We start from the raw sequence: 26,769 nt of genomic DNA, 5'->3' as shown, positions 1-26,769 counted from the left end.
CTAGGACTGCATTTTACTATCACCCGTTGGCAATAGAATTTTGTTACCTGTTTTACGAAATTTACTTCGGATTGCCTTGGTGAATCAAGGGGCGCACAATCAGAAAGCTGGCTGTTCCTGCCATAGCCGCAATAATAAAGATGGCGATCGCCAAACCCACACCATTGAGATCCGATGAACGTTCTGGAGCGCTAGGATGGGGATAGGGGCGTTGCTGCTCCTCACTAAACAACGGTACATCCTCTGGAGGCGGAGGTAAATCAACAGGAGAATCGCGATCTTCGGGTTCTGGTGGGGGTGGAGGAGTTAAATCAACGTTCGGCTCTGGCGTAAACTTCGGTTCCGGGGTAAAGGCTTCTTGAGGATCTGGAAGGGGGGGCGCAACCGGTATACTTGGCTCATAGGCATGGGCAATCTGTTGCAGACGTACCACCGATCGCACCAACTGCTCAATTTCTCCCCGTAACTGTTGATTTTGTTGAATCAGTTGTTGATTCTGTTGTTTTAGACTCTCCAGCATGACTTGCTTTTCTTTCACCTCACTGGCTAAATCCCGATACACTGAAATCGGTACAGATGGCGAATACTTCTGAGAAGCCGTTGGGTTGGCGGTTTGGCTCTGCGTGGGTTCAGAAGGCTTTGCCGGCTTTCGGGGAGGAGGCGTATAAGGTAAAGAAGTCATAAGCTTTTACCGAGGATCGTACTTGTTATTAGAGCAATAATCGGTCGGATTCGTCAAGAACTGAGCCTTATACCCTGGATCGATTAATGTTTAACTCTTTCTTTCTCTACTTTTGTGCCACTATGACTTGTCAGACTTATTTCAATCTTCTCCTTTCGCGCCGCGATTATAGCGTTAAAGAACTGGAAAAGAAGGCTCAAGAAAAGGGCTTTTCTCTTGAGGAAATTGCGGAGACAATCGCCCACTTACAGAGTTTAGGGTATCAATCCGATCGTCGATTAGCCAGTACGCTGATTGAAAGCGGCAAAGGAAAATATGGTAAAGCTGCCCTTCGTCGCAAATGCTTAAGCAAAGGGATTTCCTCAGAAACCTTTGAACAAGCTTGGCAGGAACAACCCGAACCCCCAGACAACTTAGCCGAAACCCAAGACTTACAAGCTAAGGTAGAACGCAAATATAAAATTACTGATTGGGCTAACCTCGATCCTCAAACCCAAACCAAGGTCTACCGCTATTTACAATATCGTGGATTTAATCCTACTGAAGTCTTGGCTTATTGGCGAGAGGAAATCCATTAAAGAGTAAGGAGTAACATGGGTCAAGTCAAAGTCCAATTGATTGACAGACCTGTTATACTAGATCTCAGAATAAAGGTTTGAGAGTCCTGGGGGTAACGATCCTTAGGACTTTTTTTTCTTCAAGGCTTCAAGCGTTTTCACCGATGTAGAGCGATCGCCGTTTATCCGAGTTCTAGACCGAAAATTTCGATTGCCCAATCTGGAGCAATGGCAAAACGACGGGCAATTTTCCCGTCCCTATTGCCAGCAATAGGCAGCCAAACCCACACTGATATATCCAGAACAATTGATTTCTAAGGCTTTCCCTTTGCCTTTTCCCTAGCACGAAGCGCTGTATAATGCGGAAATGTTACGTCGCCAGATGCATAGCTCAACTCAAAACAACCTATGGATTTTACCAACCTTGCTGCCCAGCTTAATGCTGGAGCCATATTACCAGAGGGAATTGTTATTCTAACCTTACTGGTCGTGCTGATTACAGACCTAATCGGCGGACGCAACGCCTCAAACTGGACTCCCTATATTGCGATCGCCGGATTATTAGCTTCCGTTGGCGCTCTCTTCCTCCAATGGGACATAACCAACCCAGTCGCCTTCTTCGGCGGATTTAACAGTGATGCCTTAAGTATGGTCTTTCGAGGCACGATCGCCCTCTCTGCGGCGCTCACCATCCTCATGTCCATCACCTACGTCCAAGAAACGGGAACCGCTTTAGGCGAATTCTTGATGATTCTGCTCACCGCTACCATCGGGGGGATGTTCCTCTCTGGAGCAGATGAATTAGTCATGATCTTCGTCTCCCTAGAAACTCTCAGTATTGCTTCCTATTTGCTGACGGGATATATGAAACGTGACCCCCGCTCCAATGAAGCGGCCTTAAAATATCTGTTAATTGGAGCCTCAAGTTCGGCGGTATTTCTTTATGGCAGTTCCTTACTCTATGGCTTATCCGGTGGAGAAACCCAACTGGGGGAAATTGCCAAAAGCTTTACGCAAAATCCCAACAGTCCGGCGATCGGTCTAGTCATTGCACTTGTCTTCATTATCGCCGGTATCGCCTTCAAAATCTCTGCCGTCCCCTTCCACCAATGGACACCCGATGTTTATGAAGGCTCTCCCACTCCCGTCGTTGCCTTTCTCTCCGTTGGCTCCAAAGCCGCAGGTTTTGCCCTCGCCATTCGCCTCCTCGTCACCGCTTTCCCCTCCGTCTCCGAGCAATGGCACTTTGTCTTTACCGCCCTTGCCATCTTCAGCCTCGTCTTAGGAAACGTTGTCGCCCTTGCCCAAACCAGCATGAAACGGCTGTTAGCCTACTCCTCGATCGCTCAAGCGGGCTTTGTGATGATTGGTTTCCTTGCCGGAACTGAAGCCGGATATGCCAGCATGATTTTCTATCTCCTGGTTTACCTCTTCATGAACCTGGGCGGCTTTACCTGCGTGATTCTCTTCTCTCTGCGCACCGGAACCGATCAAATTAGTGAATATGCCGGTTTATACCAAAAAGATCCCTTACTCACCCTCGGATTAAGCCTGTGCCTATTATCCCTCGGTGGTATTCCGCCTCTAGTTGGTTTCTTTGGCAAAATTTACCTCTTCTGGGCAGGTTGGCAAGCCGGTTTGTATACCCTTGTCTTACTCGGATTAATCACCAGTGTTGTTTCCATTTACTACTATATCCGCGTTGTCAAAATGATGGTGGTTAAAGAACCCCATGAAATGTCGGAATCTGTAGAAAATTATCCCGAAATTCAATGGAATATTCCCGGATTACGTCCATTGCAAGTCGGTTTAATTGTTTCCCTATTAGTCACTTCCCTAGGTGGTATTTTCTCCAATCCATTATTTACTCTAGCGAATGATGCGGTGATCAATACTCCCCTGTTGCAAGCTTCCACCCCTGCGGTTGAATCCATTGCCCAGTTAGATATTACAGATTAGGGTTACAGCACTTGGCGCGGTCATGATACCCCCTTTATGCATCCCCGTGTTCATTCATTTCAGAGGCGAGAATAGGGGTTGGGGGGGATCGCCATCTACCACATACCCATCCAACCTGCTGTATGATAACTTCATCCTAGAACTAGCCGCCTGCCCTTAGGGGGAGGCGGTTTTTCATTGCCCAGTAAAGTTGCTATACTCGAGGAAGAGAACCAGCATGGGAGGAACCTGCTGATGCTTACGTTAATTGCTTTGGATCGTCCTTCAGTCGTTGCGATGAGCATTGAAGGCAAGATTGAGCGCGAGGACATCGAGAAAATTAGTCAAGCGATTGAAGAGAAACTGCAACACTCTCCCCATTTACAAGCCTATGTGGAAGTCAAGCAATTGGGATGGATTACCCCTGATGCCTTGCTAGAAGATTTGAAAATTGGTTTTAATCACTTTAAGGATTTTGATAAAAAAGCTGTGGTTTGTGATGCTAAGTGGATTAATTCTTTACTGCCTTTAGCTCGCCGCTTATTTCCTTCCTTAGAAGTGGCCTGTTTTGGTTGGTCAGAACAAGAACAAGCACGTCAGTGGATTCTCAAGGAGTGATAAGTCAGCTCAAAGGTGGCTAAAATGCCCTATTTATTAGACATCTCCTAAAATTAGGCTGTAACCCTACCGGGGTTTTAGGAGATGTCTATTATGCTTATCTGGATCTAACCGAGTTGATTGCCTCGTTTGTATTGGAGATAGGCAGCTACAAATAAACCAGCGAGAGTAATGGGAATTAAGCCCAGCACGATACCGGAAATTAGGGGTTCTACCATGGGTTTATGTTCTCCTTGTTAAGAGTGTGATGATAACGGTGTGTTTTCTATCCTATCGCTTCAGGAGCAGGTAATAAAGCTCTCCGTTGGAGTTGGTTAACCCAGCCCGATCGCCGGCTTCGCGTCCTGTCCCCATAAATACATCCACCCGTCCAGCTCCTTTAATGGCACTTCCGGTATCTTGATCGAGGACAAACCGACTCACTAGAGTGGGTTCTAGCTGTCCGAGTGCATTGGGTTCGGGAAGGGGCGCATGAATGAGAGCTAGAGCGCCTGGAGGCATGATTGATTTATCGGTGGCAATAGATCGCCAAGCCGTTACCGGAACGCTTAAATTCCCAGTTGCTGCTTGTCCCTGGGTTTCCTTAAAAAAGATAAAACTTTGATTGCGGGGTAAATACTCGTTCATCTGTTCGGGGAACTGGTGGAAATAGTCGATGAGTTTCGGTAGCGTCAACGACTCTAGGGAAAATATGCCGGCATTCACCAATTCTTTGCCAATACTGGTATAGGGATGATCGGTTTTCCCAGCATACCCGACGGTCATGACCTGGCCATTGGGGAGTTGGATCTGGGCAGAACCCTGAACATGGACTAAAAAGGCTTCCAGGCGATCGCCAAGCCAAACAATTTCTGTTCCTCTCAGGGGACTTTGCCACCCTAGGCCATTTTCTCCTTCGAGTTGGCCACGAGTAGGATGGGGTTTACTCCAGTCTTCAAAGTCACTGGGACGAGCATAAAGGGGATACCGATATTCGGCGGTTCGGGTGAGACTTCCAGCGTAGGTGGGTTCAAAATAGCCGGTAAACCCGACGGTTCCTTGGCCATCATTGCCCACGGACTGATACCAGGTAAACTCGCGCTTCACTGCTCTCTGGAGTTCTGCCTCGCTGCGGGAAGCTACCAGAAGCTGGCGAAAGCGAATCAAAGACCGACGAACGCGATCGCGGGTAATGTCTGGATGGTTTAATTTTGTATAGTCTTCGATCGCCTTGGGGGTTTGCAAATACTGCAAACTATAATCAATGGCCCTCAAGAGCGCTCTCTTATCTCCAGAAGGGCCAAACAGGCGATCGTCCCAACCTAGATTACTCTCTACGCTCTGAGTGACTTCTAGTACATCACCCGCAGGGGAGGGTAAGGGAGTTTGCCCCCAAAGTGGAGGCATCCAACTGAGTCCAGCCGCTAAAATTAGGGAGGTGACGAGGGGTTTCATAGAGAGTGTTAATCATCCATAGGAGTTCGATCTATACTGCTGGTATACACGGGTTCTACCCGGATTGCTAGGATGCTGTTAGGACGAATGACCATATATTCCCCTTCTGTTGTTTTCATGGGTACACTGACAAACTCATCACTGTCTCTTTTCTGCACTACTTCGGCAGCGTACCACTTCTGAAAGTCTTTAATGGTCGGAAAGCGTACCACTTCTCGGTGTCCTCCACTCATGAGTAAATGGACGGCATATTCATCTGGAGTTCTAGGCATGATTGTAGGATTTCAAAATAACTCACCAGACACTATTATCGGACGCGATCGCACTAAAATCACGATTTGGCGATCGGTGAATGAATAATAGTCCCTTTCGACTACAATACGCCCTTAGAGCTGGGAATTGTACTCGCTCGCCGAGGATCGATTTCCAGAGCCATTCTCATGGAACGGGCAAAAGCCTTAAAGGTGGCTTCAATAATATGATGGGAGTTGATGCCATCGAGTTGACGGATATGGAGGGTCATTTGGGAATGGTTGACCACCGCAACAAAGAACTCGCGCACCAGTTGGGTGTCATAGGTTCCCACTCGTTCTGTGGGAAGAGATAAACCGTAACTCAGATGAGGTCGTCCCGAAAAGTCCAGGGAAACTTGAACTAGCGCTTCATCGAGAGGGGCAATAAAATGACCAAAGCGGACGATCCCCTTGCGATCTCCTAATGCTTTCGCCAAGGCTTGACCGAGGGTAATGCCCACATCTTCATTGGTATGATGATCGTCAATCTCCCAGTCTCCCTGAGCTTCTACGTCTAGATCGATCAGTCCATGGGATGAAATTTGATGCAGCATATGGTCTAGAAACGGAATCCCAGTTTTGGCGCTACATTTTCCTTGACCATCCAAATCTAACCATACCGTAACATCGGTTTCTCCAGTTACTCGATGAACCGAAGCCGTGCGATGGGTCGCATTATCAATGATTTCCATCGTTCTCTGAATTTCCGTCTACATAAGTCAATAATACAGTTCTTTGACCGATCGCGGACAGGAAATGTGCTGGCGAATTGGATCGGCTTGATATAACTAGACTTCACCTCTAAACATAATCTTGATATTCGTAAAAATCACTAGGGTCAAGATCGGTGAACTCGCATAACTGACTGCCTTCAGCGTAGTAAGGACGCATGATTTGAGCCGCTTCCTCTAAGCTAACTTTTTCCCAATTAACCATATCTTCGCGTACTAAACTTAGGGTAAATTCAACGATCTGCAAACGCTCTGTATTCCCCATCTGTTGAATCGTTGCTAAAATTTTAGAGTCGATTGCCATCTTAGTTATTGTTGATTAAAGCTTATCATGTAATTATACAGTGACTTTGACCATTTATTTGGAGTTGGCTATAGTTATCTAGCGCCGTTCTTCGAGGATGGTTTCCGAAACAGGCTTGCCTTTGACTCGAAAGAGCGATCGCTCACCTATAGATATTGCGCTTGGTTGTTTTATTTGCTTAACTAAATTCGTGCGTAAGTTGGGTTCGTTAGCGAGCAAGCGCAGCGAACTCAACCTACCCATAACGATCAACTCGGATTACATTCCCATAATTTCATATCCGGCATCTACATAAATAATCTGTCCGGTAATGCCACTCGCGAGATCGCTACAGAGAAAGGCGGCTGTATTTCCGACTTCTGTTTGCGTCACTGTGCGTCGGAGAGGAGCAATTGCTTCCACATGCTTAATCATGTCCAAAATTCCGCCAACGGCTGAAGAGGCTAAGGTGCGAATGGGGCCAGAAGAAATGGCATTGACGCGAATATTTTGGGGCCCTAATTCAGCAGCCAAATAGCGCACACTCATTTCTAAACCGGATTTGGCGATACCCATAACATTGTAATTGGGGATCACCTTCACTCCTCCCAAATAACTCAGGGTGACAATGGAACCCCCTTCAGCCATACAGGACTTAGCCTGAGCGCATAACTGAGTTAAAGAATAGGTACTAATTTCCAGCGCTTTGAGAAAACCAGAGCGTGTCGTGTCGCTAAACTCTCCACTCAGTTCGTCTTTACCCGCAAATGCTAAAGAATGAATCAGAATATCCAGATGTCCCCATTCCTTTTTCACTGTCTCGAACATCTCGGCCACCTGATCGTCATTCTGTACATCACAGGGCAGAAATAGACTCGGATTGAGGGGCGAAACTAAATCTTCAACTTTTTTACGGTAGCGGTCTTTTTCGTCAGGCAAATAGGTAATTCCTAAGTTAGCTCCAGCTTGATGCAGTTGTTGGGTAATTCCCCAAGCGATGGAGCGGTTATTGGCAACTCCCAAAATCAGCGCGTTTTTTCCAGTTAAGTTGAGCATGATGGTTTGATCGTCGATAAAATCTAGCTGAGATACCCCACCAAGGCGCAGAATGCTCCTTTGTCGGGTCTATTGGCATCATCTCATACAGACTGACGGCCCGATCTGAGTTGAAGAGATTTTTTTGCATCGAATTTTCCACGAACCGGCGCAGATTCGTTAAACTCATACCTATCTATCCCTGACGAAGAGAGCACCTTTAGTTAAAAACTCCGTTAAATTTCTTTTAAGGCCAGTAGTGGAAGGTGATAGACTGCTCACCAGATCACTTGGTTGGAGAGCGAAATTGCTCGGCAATGCTATCGCGATCGCACAGTCACACATTAGAAGTAAGGCAATATGATACTCAGTGATGACAAACCCCTAGCGGCTATGTTTCGCCAAATCAGTGGCGGTGGTTTTCCTCCAGTGGTGGAAAGCTTTGAGCGTGGTAAAACGATCTTTTTTCCGGGCGATCCAGCCGAGCGGGTTTATTTTCTGCTCAAAGGGGCGGTTAAGCTCTCTAGGGTTTATGAAGCTGGAGAAGAAATTACCGTGGCTCTGCTCCGGGAAAATAGTGTCTTTGGGGTGTTGTCCTTGATTACAGGCCATCGCTCAGATCGGTTTTACCATGCTGTGGCGTTTACTCCAGTGGAATTGCTTTCCCTGCCTATCGATCGGGTAGAGAAGACGATTCGACAAAATCCAGATCTGTCGATGGTGATGCTACAAGGTCTTTCTTCTCGGATTTTACAAACGGAGATGATGATTGAGACTTTGGCCCACCGGGATATGGGATCGCGACTGGTGAGTTTTTTGTTGATTTTGTGCCGAGATTTTGGCATTCCTGCGGAGGATGGGATTACCATCGATCTGAAGCTGTCTCACCAAGCGATCGCCGAGGCGATCGGTTCTACGCGAGTAACAGTAACCCGTTTGCTTGGTGATTTACGGGCCGAAAAAATGATTTCTATCCATAAGAAGAAGATTACGGTACATAATCCGGTCGTTTTGAGTCAACAGTTTGCTTAAATTCTACTCAGGGATGAATTCTAGTAGTTGGGGCGATCGGCTAGGCTATATCTGGATTTTGGATCGTCTCTAGCTACCCTTGACCTCCTCACCGCCCTATAAGTGCGGTGATTCCTAAAACTCACGATTTAGGTTTCTGCTTCATTCACCGTTGCATACCACGATTTTCACCAACCATGTACTGTCTTACACAGAGTCCACAGACTTTCCCCCCATTTCAGAGAGCCGATCCTGATAGCCCGTCGGTACGGTGTCAGCAAAACGCTTTTTGTACTTGTTGCTTGGATATTTTACCTGTACCAGCCTTTCTGTACAGAACCCCTTATATCCAGTTTTCAAGGTGCTATACCTACTGCTTGGTTTTCGCTTTTTGGTATATCTATACTTATACCACATTTAATGTAAAGCCGTCCTTGAAGGACGGGGTAAAGGGCCCAAATTTTCGATGACTATTGGCATTATTCTGATTGTCTCGATTTTATTTTTAGGGGGTTTACTCGCTACCCTGGGCGATCGCCTAGGTACAAAAGTGGGTAAAGCCAGGTTAAGTTTGTTTAATCTTCGCCCCCGACAAACTGCCATTTTAGTCACGATTGTTACGGGTACCTTGATTTCCGGGTCTACCCTAGGAATTCTGTTCGCCATGAGTCAGCCCTTGCGCCGAGGCATTTTTGAGTATGATGAAACCCAGCGTAAACTCCGTCAAGCCCGTCGAGACCTCCAGTCTACTGAAGCTCAAAAGGCACAAATTGAAATTGACTTAGCTCAGGCACGAGCAGAACGGGAATTGGTAGAGCAAAATTTAGATAATCTCAATGCCAGTTTGCAGACCGTTATTACTCAGAAGTTGGCAACAGAAGACAATCTCAAAAAAACCCAAGCTCAGTTAAAAGAAGTTCAAAATAACTTTGAGCAAACCCAAGGCCAGTTACGAGACATTCAAGATAATTTTGAGCAAACTCAAGGCCAGTTGCAGGAAATCATGGGTAAATTTCAACTCGCCCAAGATCGACTACAAAAAGTAACAGTTCAAACCGAAACTCTACGGTCGGAATTAGAGCAATTAAGGGAAGAGCGGCAAGAACTCATTCGTCAGCGTGATGAGGTTCGGTCTCAAATTGCTCAACGGGATGCAGAAATTGCGGATCGCAATGAGCTAATTGCCGAGCGCGATCGGGAAATTGAGAATCAAAATAAGGAAATTCAAGATCGCAATCAAGTGATTGAAGAGCGGGAGGTGCGATTAAAGGAACTGGAAAAACAACAAAAATACTTAGAGCGACAAGTGAGAATTTTTGAGCAATATTACCAAGATTACCAAGATTTACGACAAGGGAATTTAGCCTTACTTCGAGGACAAATTCTGGCTTCTGCGGTGGTAGAAGTGCTTGAGGATCGAGGTTCCGTGCAAGCAGTCAATCGGTTATTGGAAATTGCCAATCAATTTGCCAGAGAACAGGTGAAACCGGGAACAGGAGAGCTGAATGAGCAGGTTATTCAAGTGACTCCAGAACAAGTTGAACGGTTACAAGAACAAATTTCCGATGGTCAAGAATATGTGGTCAGGTTGTTATCCGCAGGCAACTATATTCGCGGGGAATCGAATGTGGAATTTTTTGCAGATGTGGCGTTAAACCAAGTAGTTTTTGAAGCGGGAGAAGTAATTACCACAGGAATAGCAAATGGTGCAACGATGAGTGAAGAAGAATTACTGGAACAAATCGGAATTTTGATTGAGTCTTGTCGCTTTCGGGCCCGTCGAGGTGGGATTTTAGAAAGCCGCTTACAAGTGGGAGATGGCTCACCAGAGACGTTGATAGATTTTGTGCAGAAAATTCAAGAAAACCCCACACAGATCTCGATTCAAGCGATCGCCTCGGAAACCACCTATACCGCAGGTCCGCTGCGGATTGACTTAGTTGCTTTTGCTGGCAATGAAGAAGTATTTCGTACATCTTCTCTGTCTGCTCCGTAGGACTTGCCGATCCCTATATAGAAGAAACTGGAGAGAAACAGTCAGAAAAATCCCCTTTAGAAAGGGGCCTTGGGGGGATAAAAATGTACTAAATAACATTGAAAATTTCTGTATATAGTATGAGATTTTTTGGGCAAGTAACCCTCTAATCTGATACTATGGTTGTGCGATTTCGACCATTGAGTTGATGTTTTCAGCAAAACAGCACCGAAAAAGATCGCTATAGCGACCTTTGAGCTGCCTTGTCACCCCTTGAGGGCTTATAAGTCCTAATTGGTTTATGTCTGTGCCAGTTGTCACTGCATTAGAGCGTCAGCATCGAGTTCCAGTGTCGATAAAGGTCTTCTGCGTAGAACATAATTTCTTCATTAGGCAGATGAATTTTAGCTTTTTGCCGTGGATATAAACTTTCAAGACATTCAACGTCTTGTTGCACTACAATTGAAGCCATATTGAGTAAGGATTCTTGCATGACTGATTTCAGTGCGCGATCGCTGAATTTTGCATAGAGCAAAATAAAGGTTTTGGTTGTCGTCTCTGTTTCCGGATAAAGAATATGACCTTGATAGGTTTGAACATCGGGAGAAACCAAGCAAAAGAACTGTGTTGATGGAAATACATACTCTAGAAAATTCTGCATAACCTCTGGAATAGCTCCTAGCATAGGATTTGCAGCAATTTCCTCTGCCGTGTAGTCGTCCTTCTCAGCAGTTTGCGAAACCTTGGCGTAGATGCCCTCTTTAGTTAGGAATTTTGACTGACAGGATTTAACTTTAAAAAATTCTCGATGGGTACCATTTTGATGATCGTGGTCATAGTTAATCATCAGACTACTCAAAAAATCACTTTGAATGCTTCTCTGGGCTGTTACACCTAGAAATTCGTACTCAGAGGCGACCTGTCGGTGCAACTCAGGGACAGGGAGCCGAGGCTCAAAACCACCGTAAGTCCAGATCAAATCGCCATCAATAATTAACTCTAAGGGGTTAGCCAATGGCGCTCGACTCAACTGACCTTCTCGCCACAAGCGACCCGACCCATCGAATTCTACAGCATGAAATGGACAGGCGATCGTATTGCGCTGCTCACAAATCCAGCCATTGGATAAAGGAGCTTGCATATGCGGACAAATGTTATTGAGAGCGAAAACTTCTCCAGAGGAATTCTGCCAAAGGACATAATCTTGGGCATTCAAGGTGACTTTATAGGGGTGATTGATACCCAGCATGGACTTGTGCGCGATTAGCCAAGGCGCACCAGGAAGAATCGGTTGCATAATGAATTAGCGTAAGTTAAACAGGCGTTTAGTTAATTAAACGCGTGTTTAGTTGCACTGTCAAGTACTCCTGAGGGAAAACATTGAGCGGATGATTATTGGCCGAGAAAGCGATCGCGCCCAAGATGAACCTCCCACTCTACAACCCTAGCCGAGTCTGCCAGCAAACCATCTCGCGCGCGGGGACTACTGTTGAGGATCTCTTGCCCTGCCTGATATTAGTGTTAATCGAATCAACTATTATTCAATTCCCATCTGCAATACCACTTGCTAAAATACCTAAAATTTTATTCACATCTTTAAGATAATACTCACTTAAATCAATACTCAGTTGTTTTTTATCTAATTTCAAGAATTGCCAAATACTACCGGTCGTTACGGCACCGTAAATCCTGTTAATATAGTCAGCCGAATCTTCTAGACTTGATTCATGGGTCGCATTAAATATTTGAGCAGCTACCATTGCTGCTGCACATTGACCTAAACCTGCATTAATATTTTCCTTCTTCGCTTCCACCACAATAATAACGGGTGCTGTCACAATTAGAAGCTCTGGAGATTGGGTAATAATAAAGTCGCAAATACCATTAAGACCTCGCGCATCATCCACCGTAAAATCAACTCCAGAAAACAGATTGATTTTCTCCTTTAGCTGCCGGCGTAGATCGACTAATATGGGTGAAATAATTAATTCGGAACGAGCTTTTTCGCTATTACTGCCCAAGGCGATCGGCTGATTATAAGTTAAAATATCAATCAGTAGATCGCTCGCTGTCAATTCTGGAGATTCGGCAAAAATATTGCTTTGCTCGAATGTGGTTAAGCCAAAATCTTGTTTTACTTTTGCTAAGGTGAATTCACGATAAGACATGATATAACGAAAAGTCCAGAACTTAGGGTTTAGAATGGGGCTAATTCTAGGGTGAATCCGGGTAAAACTGTTTCTCCTGATAGCGTAGTGGGTAATTGAACTGTTTCTATCGGTTGATTGGGGCGATAGATTTCGACTTGTTGGTTTTGAGGGTCGATGAGCCAACCCAGTTTTAAGCCAGCATCTAAGTATTCCTGCATTTTCTCTTGCAGTTGAGTCAAAGAATCGCTTCGCGAGCGCAATTCTATGACAAAATCAGGGCAGATGGGAGCGAATTTTTCTTGTTCTTCTAAGGTTAAGGTTTCCCAGCGCTGATTGGCTATCCAAGCGACATCAGGGGAGCGTTTGCCACCATTGGGTAAGACAAAAACCGTGGAGGAGCTAAAGACTTTCCCCAGTTTAGTTTGACGGTTCCAAATCACAACATCAGCATTTAAATCGGATTCTCGGTTGCCACTGATAGCTCCAACAAGGGGCATAATTACTAATTCTCCTTGGGCGGTTTGTTCGAGTTGATATTGTGCGTTAGTTTGGCAGAGTTGATAGAATTGTTCATCGCTTAAGTGAACTGTTTTTAGGTTTAAGGTAATGAGTTCTGAGGTAATCATATCAATAAATCAGACATCTTGTATAAGTAGGTAAAAAAGAAGAAAATCGAAAAAATGCAGAGGTGTAATCGCACTCAAAAAAAAGAGAGAAGAGCGCGATCGCACCCTGGCACTTAGGAAAAATTGATAACCTCAAAAGGTTCTTTTTCATCGATCAAACAAAAGAAAAAATCAGAATCAAAAGTTAAAATTATCTGACTCTTAACAGACTCAGTAGTTACCACTAACTTAGCATCGACTAAATCCATTGGACGGTTCTTATACTTAGCCATTAATTCAAATAAAGGAGGATAATCTAACGATGTTGGACTTCCAACGTAAAAACTTTTATAGTCATCAATCACCTCAACTTTGTATCATCAAATAACTGCAATCTATTATATAGAATTTTTCAGCCCAACTGAGGTTAAGAACTGATCTTGCGAGAGGATGTGGCGATCGCCTTCCCCTTGACAGCAGCAGCAGGGGGCGGAAGTTGCGATCGCACCCAAGCTTGCACCTGGTACTGAAGCCGATTGAGTAAAACTTTCCATCCCGGATCGGTAGAGGGAGCAGGAGGAAGCAGGGGTAAAGAGGGTTGATGGGGTTTGATATAGGCGCGAATATGAATGCCAGAATAAACCGTGGGATCGCTACAACAGGGGCATTCCAGACCTTCAAACATCACCCGATCCTGTTTTTGAGCTAGTTTTTCCGATCCGGTTAAATAGGCAAATAGATCTTGAGGGTGCAGGGTTTGCAAAGGTCGTTTACAACTGCTACACCAAAATCGAGGATGCGATCGCACTCGTTTCATGACTGCGGTAGAAAAAGGAATACTGATTAATCCACCGGAAATAAAAGCCGCTAATGTGGCTAAACCGGAGGGCCCGGTTATAGACTGTACGAGAATAAAGACTAAGGGTAGAGCAACTAAGGCAGTAGACCAAAGGACAACTTCTGCTAAATCGGAACTTAAGAGTACAAAGCTAATAAAAGTAGCGATACACCCAATCATTACCAGGATCGCCACTCCCACATAGGCCGTAGGAGAAACGGCTGCTACCAATAACATTAAGGAAGAAACTAGACAAAACGATCCCCAATAAACTTGTTGATAGGCTTGACTATATTTCGGCGTGCCTTTATACGGATACCAGAAAAAATCAATCGGTTTTTGGGAACGACCTTGGGGTTTAATCAGTACCGGTACTCGACCGATGCGATAGGCTTTAAAGTACATCAGTGCAGAAAGCACAAATCCCAAACTGGTCACCAGGCCAATCATACCCAGTTGTAAGGGAATAAAAGCGATCGGGTTTGGGAAATGTTCAAGTCTGAGCAGTCCGGTTAAACTGAAATCAGTCATATGAGGATTCTGGTCTAGAGATCTCTTGAGGGTGTAGCTGAATTTTAAGAGGATTTGGGGATCAGTGCCAAATTTTAATCAAGTTGGTGTTAAGTTTTGGGAGTTTTGAGCGTGGTTGAATATCCTATTCCTACTTTTTTTGACCCTGATAAAGTCTCTGAAGTTTGGCGAGTCCCTTATCAGGAACGGGCAGATCGGGCGAGATATTGGGCGCAAGAGCAGGGTATTCTGCCAGCATCTGACGATCGCCTGCGGGTGTGCCTCTTGGCGATCGATGTACAAAATACCTTTTGTTTACCAGAGTTTGAGTTGTTTGTTGGTGGTGCATCAGGAAAGGGTGCGGTGGAAGATAACCAACGCTTGTGTGAGTTTATTTATCGCAACTTGGGAACTCTGACGGCGATCGCTCCTACTCTCGATACTCACACAGCAATGCAAATCTTCCATCCTCTCTTTTGGATCGATGAAGCTGGAGAGCATCCTACCCCTGCGGTGACTAACATTACCTTAGAAGCTGTTCGGGAAGGGCATTGGAAAGCGAATCCGGCTGTAGCTCAGTCTATTATGGGCGGCGATCGAGACGCTCTACAAGCCTATGCCTTGCATTATGTGCAAACTCTCAGCGATGAGGGCAAATATCCGCTTACGGTTTGGCCCTATCATTCCATGTTAGGAGGCATTGGCCATGCCTTAGTTTCTTCAGTGGAAGAGGCGATTTTTTTCCATAATTTGGTGCGCCATAGCCAAACCTTGTTCGATTTAAAGGGTAATCATCCCTTAACTGAGAATTATTCGGTGTTGCGTGCGGAGGTGTTAACGGCCGTGAATGGGGAAGAAATTGCTTCTAAAAATGAGTCCTTTCTCAATACTCTCTTCAGTTTCGATCGCCTGATTGTTGCCGGTCAAGCCAAAAGTCATTGCGTCGCTTGGACGGTTTCTGACTTACTCACAGAAATCTTAGCCCGCGATCCCCAATGGGCGCAAAAAGTCTATCTCTTGGAAGATTGTACCTCTCCTGTGGTTGTCCCTGGAGCAGTCGATTTTACGGAACAAGCCAATGCCACATTTGCAAGATTTGCAGATGCAGGGATGCATCGAGTAGAGTCTACTCAACCGATAGAGACTTGGCCTCAGTGGTGAGCTAGAGATGGGGGAATAGGGGAATGGGGACTTTTAAGAGAAAAACCGTTTATAGATTACCAATTATTATCCCTTCTCGATTTCGCTCAAAATCTGACGCTGGGGGGGTGTGAAAATTACCCCTGAGTTCAAAATCGCTGGATTGCTTACCCAGTCTGCCTTAGAGCGTTTTAGATTCTCGAGGGTGCGTCGGACCATATAGGGCAAGGGTTTCAGCGATTTCTACTTGCTTTTTAGTACCGGGAGATCTATGATTGGAGGTGAGCGTCGGAAATGCACCTTGAAAACTGAATACAGTAAGGGTCTCAGGAGCCAGCAGTTGAAACCAACCTAAATCCCTATTAGGGATTGAAACGGCGATCGCCAGCAATATCATAGATGATGGGTTGGGAGTTGAAACCAACCTAAATCCCTATTAGGGATTGAAACGAGAGTTTCCATTTTTTGAGAATCTCTTAATTCTCCTTTATCGTTGAAACCAACCTAAATCCCTATTAGGGATTGAAACAAGCTTAGATTTCATCCGATGTACCTCGTCGGTGTTGAAACCAACCTAAATCCCTATTAGGGATTGAAACACAGAATCGACAACTGAGTTAAAGGTGGGCGATCGCGTTGAAACCAACCTAAATCCCTATTAGGGATTGAAACCTGAATGGCTTTCATGTCTATTCCATTTCAGAAGATTGAGTTGAAACCAACCTAAATCCCTATTAGGGATTGAAACACCCCTACATGCAAGCCAGCGCTGGCAAGAACTTGTTGAAACCAACCTAAATCCCTATTAGGGATTGAAACTTTCCAGTACAACCAGGGGCATAAGTGCACATGATGTTGAAACCAACCTAAATCCCTATTAGGGATTGAAACTTCCTGAACAGTGGAATGGTGTAACCCTAAGTCTCTAGCGTTGAAACCAACCTAAATCCCTATTAGGGATTGAAACGTAGACAATCTAGTCAATCTTCTGCTCGATGAAGTTGAAACCAACCTAAATCCCTATTAGGGATTGAAACATAGAAAATTCAACATAGTTATTGATTCTTTAGTCAATACTGGTTGAAACCAACCTAAATCCCTATTAGGGATTGAAACTCCAGGGTGAAGAACTGGATGCTGATATTGAGCCAGGGTTGAAACCAACCTAAATCCCTATTAGGGATTGAAACCTCGAAGCCTAAGCGGATGTTCGCGCTTGCCAAGATTGAGTTGAAACCAACCTAAATCCCTATTAGGGATTGAAACATTCTCAACCACTCACTAACTTGCTCTAGCTTGCAGTTGAAACCAACCTAAATCCCTATTAGGGATTGAAACGAGAAGAACCTCCATTAACGACTGTGGATGATGGTTGAAACCAACCTAAATCCCTATTAGGGATTGAAACCCCACTCGCTGAACATTGTCTTGATGGCATATTGTGTTGAAACCAACCTAAATCCCTATTAGGGATTGAAACGCAGTTTCCCCCTTTATTTCAAGTTGCCCAATCCACAACTCGAGTTGAAACCAACCTAAATCCCTATTAGGGATTGAAACAGCTCAATTCTGGCCCAGCATCAGGTGGTCTCTGGTGTTGAAACCAACCTAAATCCCTATTAGGGATTGAAACCTTCCAGATATTTATTCTTACTCCTAATTTGATTCAGATAGTTGAAACCAACCTAAATCCCTATTAGGGATTGAAACTTAGAAAAGGAGATTTTCCATGATCGATCCCATTACGTTGAAACCAACCTAAATCCCTATTAGGGATTGAAACCTTCCAGGGTTCCGTCTCCCCTTCAAAATCATGAAAGTTGAAACCAACCTAAATCCCTATTAGGGATTGAAACAAATTCTTCACACATCCGCCGCCAATGAATCAAGGGGGAGTTGAAACCAACCTAAATCCCTATTAGGGATTGAAACAAGGGATATTGCGCCCTTATACCAAAAATTATCTGAGTTGAAACCAACCTAAATCCCTATTAGGGATTGAAACTGGATGCTATGACGGTGGGCTTGAACAAATTAGGAAAGTTGAAACCAACCTAAATCCCTATTAGGGATTGAAACCATATCGGATCGACGCTTTTCGTAGCTAACGCGAGTTGAAACCAACCTAAATCCCTATTAGGGATTGAAACCTTTTAAGGCAGGGAGGAGTCCCCAAGGAACGAGAGTTGAAACCAACCTAAATCCCTATTAGGGATTGAAACAATTTTATCTGGAACTTCGACTGGAATATTAGCGAGTTGAAACCAACCTAAATCCCTATTAGGGATTGAAACTAATCAAAAACAACTTTACTCGCATAGACATAGCTGTTGAAACCAACCTAAATCCCTATTAGGGATTGAAACAGCGATGATCCAAAAGACGCACCGCAATGACCTCGCAAGGTTGAAACCAACCTAAATCCCTATTAGGGATTGAAACATAGCAGTATTCTTATAATACATCGCAACATAATAGTTGAAACCAACCTAAATCCCTATTAGGGATTGAAACAGAAAAGAAGAACCAGGAAGGCAATATTGAGATTGGTTGAAACCAACCTAAATCCCTATTAGGGATTGAAACTTATTCGGAGGAAATTCAGAAGGCGATCGCAGATCGTTGAAACCAACCTAAATCCCTATTAGGGATTGAAATCGACTAGCTCAACCCATTAGACTTGATAAGAGGTTGGAAGCAAAATCCCGATGAGGAATTGAAACTGATGTCTGACGTAATTACAGCTCAAGTGAGCGATCGCATTTGCAAGCATATGAATGAAGATCATGGCGATGCGATCGCCCTATACGCCCAAACATTTGGCGAAATGCCTTTAGCCAGCAGCGCTAAAATGGAGGCGATCGACCCTGACGGAATGGATATCACCGCTCAGGTGGAAGGACAGCCAGTTTCCTTGCGGATTACCTTCGATCATCAATTGGTGGACTCTGAGGATGCTCACCAAACCTTAATCGCAATGGTGAAACAAGCACGACAAAAGCCTTCTGCTTAAGTTGAGTTCGCTCACTCGATGACCCAACCAACCCCCCATTTTGTGGAGAAAATGATAGAATTTGTAAAGTTTTGTATCATTTCTCCTCTCAAATCGGATTATGCGACTCGATTCTAGCCAACCTTTATCCTACGATCGCCAACAGTGGAGCCAAGGTTATCAATCTCAACCCCATGAATACGACTATTGGATCGAAGACATAGAAGGCGAGATCCCCCAACAGTTAGAAGGAACCCTGCTACGCAATGGCCCCGGATTATTAGATATTGGTGGATATCCGATCGCCCATCCCTTTGATGGAGACGGTATGGTGAATGCGATCGCCTTTAAGGGAGGGCGTGCCCATTATCGTAATCGCTATGTGCGTACCCAAGGATATATCGAAGAACAAAAAGCCGGTAAACCCCTATATCGCGGTGTCTTCGGAACCCAAAAACCCGGTGGATGGTTCGCCAACCTGTTTGACTTGCGGCTCAAAAATTTAGCCAATACCCATATTATTTATTGGGCGGATCGCCTTTTAGCTCTCTGGGAAGGAGGACAACCCCATCGCCTCGATCCCCAGACCTTAGAGACCTTAGAATTAGACGATCTTGACGGTCTTTTAAAAACCGGTCAAGCCTTTTCCGCCCATCCCAAAATCGACCCGTATGGCGATCGCAGTAACCCCTGTTTAGTCAACTTCTCCATTCAACCCGGTTTAAACAGTCAACTAACCATCTGGGAATTCAACCTCAAGGGTCAAACCCTACGGCAAAGTACCCACGAGATTCCTGGATTCTGCTTCATCCATGATTTCGCCATTACACCCCAATATTATCTATTTTTACAAAATCCAGTATCCTTTAATCCCTTTCCCTTCTTATTCGGACTGCTTGGCCCTGGAGAATGTATTGACTTCGATCGCCATAATGTAACCAAGGCATGGGTGATTCCACGCCAAGAAAATCAACCGATGAAAATGATAGAAATTGACTCTGGGTTTGTGTTTCACCACGTCAATGCCTTTGAAGAAAAGAACCAAATTATCCTAGACTCAATCGGCTATGAATCCTTTCCGGAAGTTGAGCCTGGCAGTGATTTTCGGTATACAGACTTTAATCGACTTGCGCCTAGCCAATTATGGCGTTTTCGACTAGACTTGACCAAAAAAAGAGGTGATAATGCTCCGCGCCAACTCTTAGAATCTCGGTGTTGTGAGTTTCCCCAGATTCATCCCCAGTGGGTAGGTCAATCCCACCGCTATGTTTATCTAGGAGCCGCACATCAAAATCGGGGTAGCGCTCCTTTACAAGGGATTCTCAAACGGGATAACCAGTCCGGAGAAACACAATTTTGGAGTGCAGCTCCCCATGGTTTTGTCAGTGAACCCATCTTTATTCCTCAACCTGGATCGGATGTTGAAGATAAAGGTTGGATTATTTCCGTTGTTTACCAAAGCCAAAACCATCGCTCTGATATTATTATCTTAGATGCAGAAAACCTAGAACAAGAGCCAATCGCGCGACTCCATCTACAACATCATATTCCCTATGGGTTACATGGAAGTTGGATACCCAACCAACAACTTGGAATCAGTTGATTCAGGGGTATAAGTCACGTCTCATAGTCAATTCAAATAACAGTGAGATGTTTTTGTAGGGGCGAAAAAATTTTCGCCCCTACATATACCGTTCTTGTAGACTCTCTTAGAGTGTCTCAGTGTTAATTGACTCAACTCTAAATTCAGTTTGATTTAGTCACGCTCTCTTGTTTCTCCCCTTACAACCAGGGATTAAAGAAGGGCAAATTAAACAGCCCTATCTTTTATAGTAGAGAACGGGAGAGTTATCCCATTTCTCTATGATGATGCGCTTTAACAAGGGGCCCCCAGCCCCTTGCCTCCCAAGGATCGATTAATGGCAATCTTAAAGAGAAATGGTATTAGGACATTTTCTATTTCCTATTGCCTAGAGCTTCACGCTATATTCCTAGTGGTGTAGAGGGTATTTGTGAAAGTTGCCTCTCTTTTTTCTTAAACTCTTGTAACTGCTGATCGATATCATCTCGAACAATAGTTCGATAAACCATAAAGTGTTCTATATGGGCACAAACAATCAAGTAATGCTCCAAAACAGCAGGATTATGGCGCAGAATTGAAAATAAGTGATGCCAAAATTTCCAACGCGTTTTCCGTTGAAATCCTTGTCGCCAAATAATAATACTTAGAGCGCGCACATCCTTCCAATTCGGAACTTTTCCTGGAGGCGTAGCTTTAGGCGCTCCTAATTTGAGGAAACAGCGATAGGTGCGATCTAAAAACACTTCAGGATCGTATAATTTCCAAAAGGCTTCCACAAATTCCTGGGCAATTTCTTCAATGGGACGAGTGGGAATAAAATTCATTAAATTCCGTTGATTTACATCCTGCTTCCCATCATAAAAGAGCCGTCCTTCTTTTTCTAACCGATCCCATAACGCTGTTGTGGGTAAGGCTTGTAACATGCCAAACATGGCTGTAGGAATCGCTGCTTGTTCAACAAAGCGAATAATACGATCGGCGGCTCCTTTTTTCTCTCCATCGAAACCAATAATAAAGCCTGCCATGGGGCGCAAACCATGACGAGTAATCGTCTCAACAGCCTCTGATAGAGAGCCTCTTGTATTTTGAAATTTTTTAGTTAAGGTCAAACTGTCTTCATCGGGGGTTTCGATGCCTAAAAAGACCGCATCAAAATAACACTCGCACATTAAATCCATTAATTCTGTATCTTGCGCTAAATCAACGGAGGCTTCGGTATTAAAACGGAAGGGATAGTCATGTTCTGCTTGCCAAACTTTGAGTTCTTTGAGCAGTAATTTAACATTGCGTTTATTACCAATGAAGTTGTCATCGACCATAAACACGCCTCTGCGCCAACCCAATTCATATAAATAGTCGAGTTCTTTTAAGAGTTGCTGAGGTGATTTGGTGCGGGGTTTGCGACCATAGAGGGTAATAATATCGCAGAATTCGCATTGAAAGGGACAGCCACGGGAAAATTGCACAGACATGGAGTCATAGGCATCCAATTCGAGTAGATCGTATCGGGGAATGGGGGTGATGGTTACATCGGGTTTTTCGGTGGCTCTAAAGATGCCGCTAGTTTCGCCTCTTTCTAAGGCTTCGACGAGTAAAGGAAGGGTGATTTCTCCTTCATCTAAGACAAGAAAATCAGCTCCGGAAGCTTGCACTTCACCCGGTACTGAGGTCGGATAAGGACCGCCAACCGCTACTAATTTTCCGCGTTGTTTGGCTTCTTGAATTTGGTCAATGATGTCTTGTTTTTGAACGATCATGGCGGAGAGGATCACGAGATCGGCCCATTCCCATTCTGCTTCGGTGACGGGACGCACGTTGCGATCGCATAATTTAAATTCCCACTCTTGCGGTAAAATACTGGCTACAGTGATCAGTCCTAATGGAGGAAACAACACTTTGAGGTCTACTAAGTCCAAGAGGGTATCATAAGACCAAAAGGTTTGTGGAAATAGGGGATAAATTAATAAGACCTTCACGCTGTATGCTGCCCTCACACCAAAAATAACGACTACAGCTTAGTTATAACAAGAAAATTAAGATTCCATCCGATCGCCCTTGGAAACTCCGATCAAACAGTGCTATGACTCTTGACCCCCAACTGGCTTCTCCCCAAAATCAGATCGCCTGTCATGCCGATCCAGGATTTATTGAATGGCTCTCCAAGGCTAATCATAGTCTCATTTTAAGCACCTATCAAGCCGGTAGCGTAGCGGCGATCGGATGGAATGGACAGCAGATTAATTTATTATTACGCCAGTTTGATAAACCCATGGGGTTAGCTGTATCTGGTAATCGTTTAGCGATCGCCACCCGTCATCAAGTGATTATCTGTGCTAATTCCCCCACCCTCGCAACCGACTACCTCGAGCATCAACCCGGTCGTTATGATAGCCTCTATCTGCCTCGCGTTAGCTATTGGACGGGAGACCTGAATATCCATGACCTCAGTTTTGGCCAAGATGAAATTTGGATTGTCAATACCCGATTTTCCACTCTAGCCACCCTCAGTCATGAATTTAGCTTTGTTCCCCGATGGCAACCCCCGTTTATCACTGAACTGGCACCCGAAGATCGATGTCACCTCAATGGCCTAGCCATGGTTAACGGAAAACCCAAATATGTCACGGCTCTAGGTAAAAGTAATACCGTGGGAGGATGGCGACCCCATAAAGCTACAGGCGGCATTATTCTAGACGTAGAAAGCAACGAAATCATCATCGAGGGTCTATCCATGCCCCATTCTCCACGATGGTATCAGGGTTATTTGTGGACGCTCAACTCTGGCACTGGGGAACTGTGGCGTATCGATCCCAAAACCCACACTTATGATATCGTGTGTGCTTTACCGGGCTTTGGTCGCGGTTTAGCCTTCGTGGAAAACACGGCATTAGTCGCCTTATCGCAAATTCGAGAAACCGCTATTTTTGGTGGTTTGCCCCTGCAAACTCGATTTCCGAGTTTAGTCTGTGGTGTAGCGCTCATTGACTTGAAAACTGGAAAACCGATGGGCCGCTTAACCTTTTCCAGTGGTGCTCAAGAATTGTATGATATCCAAGTTCTTACTGGAGTCAATCGACCCACCCTGTTAAATTTGGAAAAACCAGCGACTCGCCAAGCCTTTAGCGCTCCTGACTTTGCCTATTGGTTGCGTCCTTCCTCGGAAAGGGGAGAGTCTAGCGATCCGCGATAGCGCAAGTTTGGGTACTTTAGGGGAAGAGGCAATCCTGTGAGAGATCGCTGACGCGAGATAAATGCTCATTTGATAAAATCTCAAAATCCTCTCACCTGTAATGATTAAACTCTGTGGTGATGTTCTCCAAAAGAGAAATCAATTGATAATATTAACTCACAATAAATTACCCCATAATCCTTGCATTTACCCTATATTCCCCTAGGAGAGAAAACTAATGGCTGTTAATCCGGTTGGTTCAGAATTCCAAGTTAATACGACAACAGCACGCGTTCAACAACTTCCAACGATCGCCATAGACAGCGATGGTGATTTCGTCGTGACCTGGACAAGCTACTTCCAGCCAGGAGACGATCAATCTGGCGTATATGCTCAACGCTACAACAATGCGGGAGTAGCTCAGGGTGGCGAATTTAGAGTGAACACCTTTACGGATAACTTTCAATATGAGCCAACGATTGGGATTGACTCCGATGGTGATTTTGCGATCGCCTGGACGAGCGGTGGACAAGATGGCAGTGGCTACGGAATCTATGCCCAACGCTACAATAGTGCTGGCTCTCCTCAAGGAGGTGAATTTCAGGTTAATACCGCAACCAATGATAACCAGTCTGCTCCTAGCTTGGGGATGAGTGCCAATGGTAACTTTGTCGTGTCTTGGACAAGCAATGGCCAGGATGGGAGCGAAGGTGGAGTTTATGCCCAGCGCTACAATAGCGATGGAACTGTAGCTGGTTCAGAATTCAGAGTTAATACCACGACCAATGGCTCTCAAGCTTTCCCTTCAGTAGCCATGAATGCCAATGGCAATTTTATTATTACTTGGCAAAGTAACGGGCAAGATGGTAGCGGTGCTGGTATTTATGCCCAACGCTATGACAGTAATGGCAGCGCTGTGGGAGGAGAATTTAGAGTTAATACCTTTACTGCTGACGATCAGCGTAGTCCTTCAGTATCCATGAATGATAATGGGGCATTTGTCATTGTATGGGAAAGTGCCAGTCAAGATGGAAGCCAGGAAGGGGTTTATGCCCAACGCTACGATAGTAATGGTGCAGCAGTAGGCGCGGAATTTCAGGTTAATACCTTTACCACGGGGCAGCAAAAATCGCCGGAAGTCACCATGGAGAATAGTGGTGGCTTTTTTATTACCTGGGAAAGTGCTGGGCAAGATGGCGATGCAGACGGGGTTTACGCTCGGCAGTATAATTCTCAAGGACAACCGCAAGGGGCGGAATTTCAAGTCAATACCGAGACGGCGAACGATCAGAACAATCCCGCGATCGCAGTGTCTGATAATGGGCGACTGGCGATCGCTTGGGAAAGTGAAGTCCAAGATGGCGATGCCACAGGAATCTACGCCCAACGCTATCTCTCCAATACCTTGATTGAATTCTCAGAAGCCACCTATCAAGTGAATGAAGATGGCAGTCTCGTCAATGGCGAAATTACCCTCAACCGCAGTGGCAACTTAGATGTTACTTCCCAAGTGCAGGTTAATATTACTGGAGGAACCGCCACTGGAGGAGCAAATGGGGATTATGACAATAGTAACTTCCCCCTCACGGTCACTTTTAATCCGAATGAAACCACCAAAACTGTTCCCGTTACCATTCAACAAGACTCAGAAACGGAATCCACAGAAACCATTAATTTTAACCTGGATAACCTCAGTAATGCCGAACTTGGTTCGCAGAGTACTACAGTTTTAGAGATCTTAGATGATGATATTCCCGGTTTGAAGCTCGAACCTCAAACCGGATTAACCACCACCGAAGCGGGGGGAACGGCTAATTTCAATGTCTCTCTCAATACCCAACCTACGGCTGACGTGACCGTTAATCTGACCAGTAATGACACCAGTGAAGGGACGGTTTCTCCAGCCACATTAACCTTTACTTCACAAAACTGGAATGTCACTCAAGCGGTTACTCTTACTGGAGTTAACGATCAAATTGCTGATGGTAATATTGATTATACGATTGCCGTCAGTGCCAGCAGTAGCGATACCAATTACAATACCCTCTCTCCTTCCCAAGTTACCGCCACTAATGTAGATAACGACACGGTTGGTATTACGGTTAATCCAACCACCGGACTGACGACAACGGAAGCCGGAGGCACAGCCCAATTTTCAGTCGTACTCAATACCCAGCCAACGGCAGATGTGACCATTCCGGTTAGCAGTAGTGATACCACAGAAGGAACGGTTGCGCCCCAAAACCTGGTGTTTACACCAAGTAATTGGGATACGGTGCAAACGGTTACAGTTACTGGAGTTGCTGATAATCTTGAAGATGGCGATATTGCCTATCAAGTGCTGTTGGCAGCAGCTACCAGTACGGATACGAACTACAACGGTATCGATCCGAGTGATGTCTCCGTGACAAATGCGGAAGTGGGACGGGTTATTGTAGAGGAAACTGGAGGAAGTACAGCGATCGCAGAAGGCGGCAATACGGATACTTATACCCTACGTCTGAGTCGCCAACCGATTGGTAATGTTATTGTTGGTGTTACTCCAGATAATCAATCCACAGCAGCACCGTCAACGATTATCTTTACTCCTAACAGTTGGAATATCGCCCAAACCGTTACTCTGACAGCAGTCGATGATAATGTGACTGAGGGAAATCACAGTAGTACCATTAGCCATACGGTTAATGCTCCAAGCGATCCAGGTTATAATAATTCCCCTGTGCCAACCGTTACCGCTACCATTACGGATAATGACACTGGATCTCCTTCTCCTGGTTCAGTGAGCTTTGTAGAATCTGGAGGAAGCACGAATTTAACCGAAGGAGGGGCAACGGACAGTTATACCTTGGTTTTAACTCAACAACCGTCTGCCAATGTCACCATTACAGCAACACCCGATAATCAATCGACGGTCAATCCAACGACGTTTACCTTTACTCCTGCAAACTGGAATACACCGCAAACGGCAACTTTAACAGCAGTCGATGATACGGCAGTGGAAGGGAATCATAGTAGTACAATTCGTCATACCAGCACTAGCACGGATGCGAGTTTTAATAATATTACTCTGGCTAGTGTGACAGCGGCGATCGCTGATAACGATACCACTCCCACCCCAACTCCCACTCCAACTCCCACCCCAACTCCCACCCCACTCCACCCATGGTTCTTGGAAGGTCCAGGACTTAGCTGGAACCAGGGGCTATTTGTGGATGTTTCCTGGAAT

24 protein-coding genes and 1 CRISPR repeat array are annotated in these 26,769 nt (G+C 45.1%); of the genes, 10 read left to right on the top strand and 14 right to left on the bottom strand.

The features are described 5' to 3' along the window. Positions 1-61: 61 nt before the first annotated feature. Positions 62-682 carry a hypothetical protein gene (locus J7529_RS10755; protein ID WP_271938358.1) on the bottom strand — a complete coding sequence of 207 codons (621 nt, stop codon included), beginning with the start codon at positions 680-682 and terminating at the stop codon, positions 62-64. A gap of 122 nt (positions 683-804) precedes the next feature. Between J7529_RS10755 and J7529_RS10750 the strand changes: the two genes are divergently transcribed. The 3 genes from J7529_RS10750 (at position 805) to J7529_RS10740 (ending at position 3,795) form a co-directional block, all read left to right on the top strand. Then, a complete protein-coding gene (locus J7529_RS10750) occupies positions 805-1,260 on the top strand; it encodes a regulatory protein RecX (protein WP_318728956.1) in 456 nt (151 codons plus the stop codon). A 387-nt stretch (positions 1,261-1,647) separates the two neighbouring features. Next, positions 1,648-3,198 carry an NAD(P)H-quinone oxidoreductase subunit N gene (locus tag J7529_RS10745; RefSeq protein WP_318728955.1) on the top strand — a complete coding sequence of 517 codons (1,551 nt, stop codon included), beginning with the start codon at positions 1,648-1,650 and terminating at the stop codon, positions 3,196-3,198. Positions 3,199-3,432: 234 nt separating this feature from the next. Next, on the top strand, positions 3,433-3,795 hold the full coding sequence (locus tag J7529_RS10740; protein ID WP_318728954.1) for an STAS/SEC14 domain-containing protein: 363 nt from the start codon (positions 3,433-3,435) through the stop codon (positions 3,793-3,795). Between the two features lie 107 nt (positions 3,796-3,902). Here the strand turns inward: J7529_RS10740 and petG are convergent, their stop codons facing one another. The 7 genes from petG to fabI form a co-directional block, all read right to left on the bottom strand. Then, entirely contained in the window at positions 3,903-4,013 is a 111-nt protein-coding gene (gene petG / locus J7529_RS10735) for a cytochrome b6-f complex subunit V (protein ID WP_271938657.1), read from the bottom strand. Positions 4,014-4,065: 52 nt separating this feature from the next. After that, entirely contained in the window at positions 4,066-5,229 is a 1,164-nt protein-coding gene (locus J7529_RS10730) for a murein transglycosylase A (RefSeq protein WP_271938659.1), read from the bottom strand. 8 nt (positions 5,230-5,237) lie between these two features. Continuing rightward, positions 5,238-5,501, bottom strand: coding sequence for a hypothetical protein (locus J7529_RS10725; RefSeq protein ID WP_271938660.1), 264 nt, complete (start codon positions 5,499-5,501; stop codon positions 5,238-5,240). Between the two features lie 101 nt (positions 5,502-5,602). Then, positions 5,603-6,214 carry an imidazoleglycerol-phosphate dehydratase HisB gene (hisB, locus tag J7529_RS10720; protein ID WP_318728953.1) on the bottom strand — a complete coding sequence of 204 codons (612 nt, stop codon included), beginning with the start codon at positions 6,212-6,214 and terminating at the stop codon, positions 5,603-5,605. Between the two features lie 109 nt (positions 6,215-6,323). Next, complete coding sequence (locus J7529_RS10715) at positions 6,324-6,557, bottom strand: hypothetical protein (RefSeq protein WP_318728952.1); 234 nt, start codon at positions 6,555-6,557, stop codon at positions 6,324-6,326. 78 nt (positions 6,558-6,635) lie between these two features. Continuing rightward, a complete protein-coding gene (locus J7529_RS10710) occupies positions 6,636-6,800 on the bottom strand; it encodes a hypothetical protein (RefSeq protein ID WP_318728951.1) in 165 nt (54 codons plus the stop codon). A 15-nt stretch (positions 6,801-6,815) separates the two neighbouring features. Further along, positions 6,816-7,592 carry an enoyl-ACP reductase FabI gene (gene fabI / locus J7529_RS10705; RefSeq protein WP_318728950.1) on the bottom strand — a complete coding sequence of 259 codons (777 nt, stop codon included), beginning with the start codon at positions 7,590-7,592 and terminating at the stop codon, positions 6,816-6,818. A gap of 339 nt (positions 7,593-7,931) precedes the next feature. Between fabI and ntcA the strand changes: the two genes are divergently transcribed. Both ntcA and J7529_RS10695 read left to right on the top strand, forming a co-directional pair. Next, a complete protein-coding gene (gene ntcA, locus J7529_RS10700; RefSeq protein WP_271938669.1) occupies positions 7,932-8,603 on the top strand; it encodes a global nitrogen regulator NtcA in 672 nt (223 codons plus the stop codon). Positions 8,604-9,048: 445 nt separating this feature from the next. Then, a complete protein-coding gene (locus J7529_RS10695; protein WP_318728949.1) occupies positions 9,049-10,578 on the top strand; it encodes a DUF3084 domain-containing protein in 1,530 nt (509 codons plus the stop codon). Between the two features lie 304 nt (positions 10,579-10,882). Here the strand turns inward: J7529_RS10695 and J7529_RS10690 are convergent, their stop codons facing one another. The 5 genes from J7529_RS10690 to J7529_RS10670 form a co-directional block, all read right to left on the bottom strand. Beyond that, a complete protein-coding gene (locus J7529_RS10690; RefSeq protein WP_318728948.1) occupies positions 10,883-11,854 on the bottom strand; it encodes a Rieske 2Fe-2S domain-containing protein in 972 nt (323 codons plus the stop codon). Between the two features lie 244 nt (positions 11,855-12,098). Continuing rightward, positions 12,099-12,725, bottom strand: a complete 627-nt coding sequence (locus J7529_RS10685) for a hypothetical protein (protein WP_318728947.1) — start codon at positions 12,723-12,725, stop codon at positions 12,099-12,101. Positions 12,726-12,754: 29 nt separating this feature from the next. Further along, the gene (locus J7529_RS10680) at positions 12,755-13,333 is read right to left on the bottom strand and encodes a Uma2 family endonuclease (protein WP_318728946.1); all 579 of its coding nucleotides are present in this window, start codon (positions 13,331-13,333) and stop codon (positions 12,755-12,757) included. Positions 13,334-13,446: 113 nt separating this feature from the next. Then, positions 13,447-13,677 carry a hypothetical protein gene (locus J7529_RS10675; RefSeq protein ID WP_318728945.1) on the bottom strand — a complete coding sequence of 77 codons (231 nt, stop codon included), beginning with the start codon at positions 13,675-13,677 and terminating at the stop codon, positions 13,447-13,449. A gap of 62 nt (positions 13,678-13,739) precedes the next feature. Further along, entirely contained in the window at positions 13,740-14,681 is a 942-nt protein-coding gene (locus tag J7529_RS10670; RefSeq protein WP_318728944.1) for a hypothetical protein, read from the bottom strand. Positions 14,682-14,792: 111 nt separating this feature from the next. On the opposite strand from J7529_RS10670, the gene J7529_RS10665 reads away from it, so the two are divergent. The 3 genes from J7529_RS10665 (at position 14,793) to J7529_RS10655 (ending at position 20,395) form a co-directional block, all read left to right on the top strand. Further along, positions 14,793-15,821: an isochorismatase gene (locus tag J7529_RS10665; protein ID WP_318728943.1), complete on the top strand. Its 1,029-nt coding sequence runs from the start codon at positions 14,793-14,795 to the stop codon at positions 15,819-15,821. 318 nt (positions 15,822-16,139) lie between these two features. Further along, a CRISPR array of direct repeats spans positions 16,140-18,458; the repeat unit is 37 nt; unit sequence GTTGAAACCAACCTAAATCCCTATTAGGGATTGAAAC. A gap of 67 nt (positions 18,459-18,525) precedes the next feature. Then, positions 18,526-18,813, top strand: coding sequence for a DUF2470 domain-containing protein (locus J7529_RS10660; protein ID WP_271938682.1), 288 nt, complete (start codon positions 18,526-18,528; stop codon positions 18,811-18,813). A 100-nt stretch (positions 18,814-18,913) separates the two neighbouring features. Continuing rightward, a complete protein-coding gene (locus J7529_RS10655) occupies positions 18,914-20,395 on the top strand; it encodes a carotenoid oxygenase family protein (protein ID WP_318728942.1) in 1,482 nt (493 codons plus the stop codon). 380 nt (positions 20,396-20,775) lie between these two features. On the opposite strand, the gene J7529_RS10650 is transcribed toward J7529_RS10655, so the two are convergent. Next, complete coding sequence (locus tag J7529_RS10650; RefSeq protein ID WP_318728941.1) at positions 20,776-22,350, bottom strand: B12-binding domain-containing radical SAM protein; 1,575 nt, start codon at positions 22,348-22,350, stop codon at positions 20,776-20,778. Between the two features lie 104 nt (positions 22,351-22,454). Here J7529_RS10650 and J7529_RS10645 point away from each other — a divergent pair, with 104 nt between their 5' ends. Next, positions 22,455-23,564, top strand: coding sequence for a TIGR03032 family protein (locus J7529_RS10645; protein WP_318728940.1), 1,110 nt, complete (start codon positions 22,455-22,457; stop codon positions 23,562-23,564). A gap of 217 nt (positions 23,565-23,781) precedes the next feature. Then, a partial coding sequence (locus J7529_RS10640) for a beta strand repeat-containing protein (protein WP_318728939.1) occupies positions 23,782-26,769 on the top strand: 2,988 nt, incomplete at its 3' end.

This window comes from Roseofilum sp. Guam (assembly GCF_017746735.1).
Classification (GTDB): domain Bacteria; phylum Cyanobacteriota; class Cyanobacteriia; order Cyanobacteriales; family Desertifilaceae; genus Roseofilum; species Roseofilum reptotaenium.
This window is presented reverse-complemented; position numbering and strand designations above follow the sequence as displayed.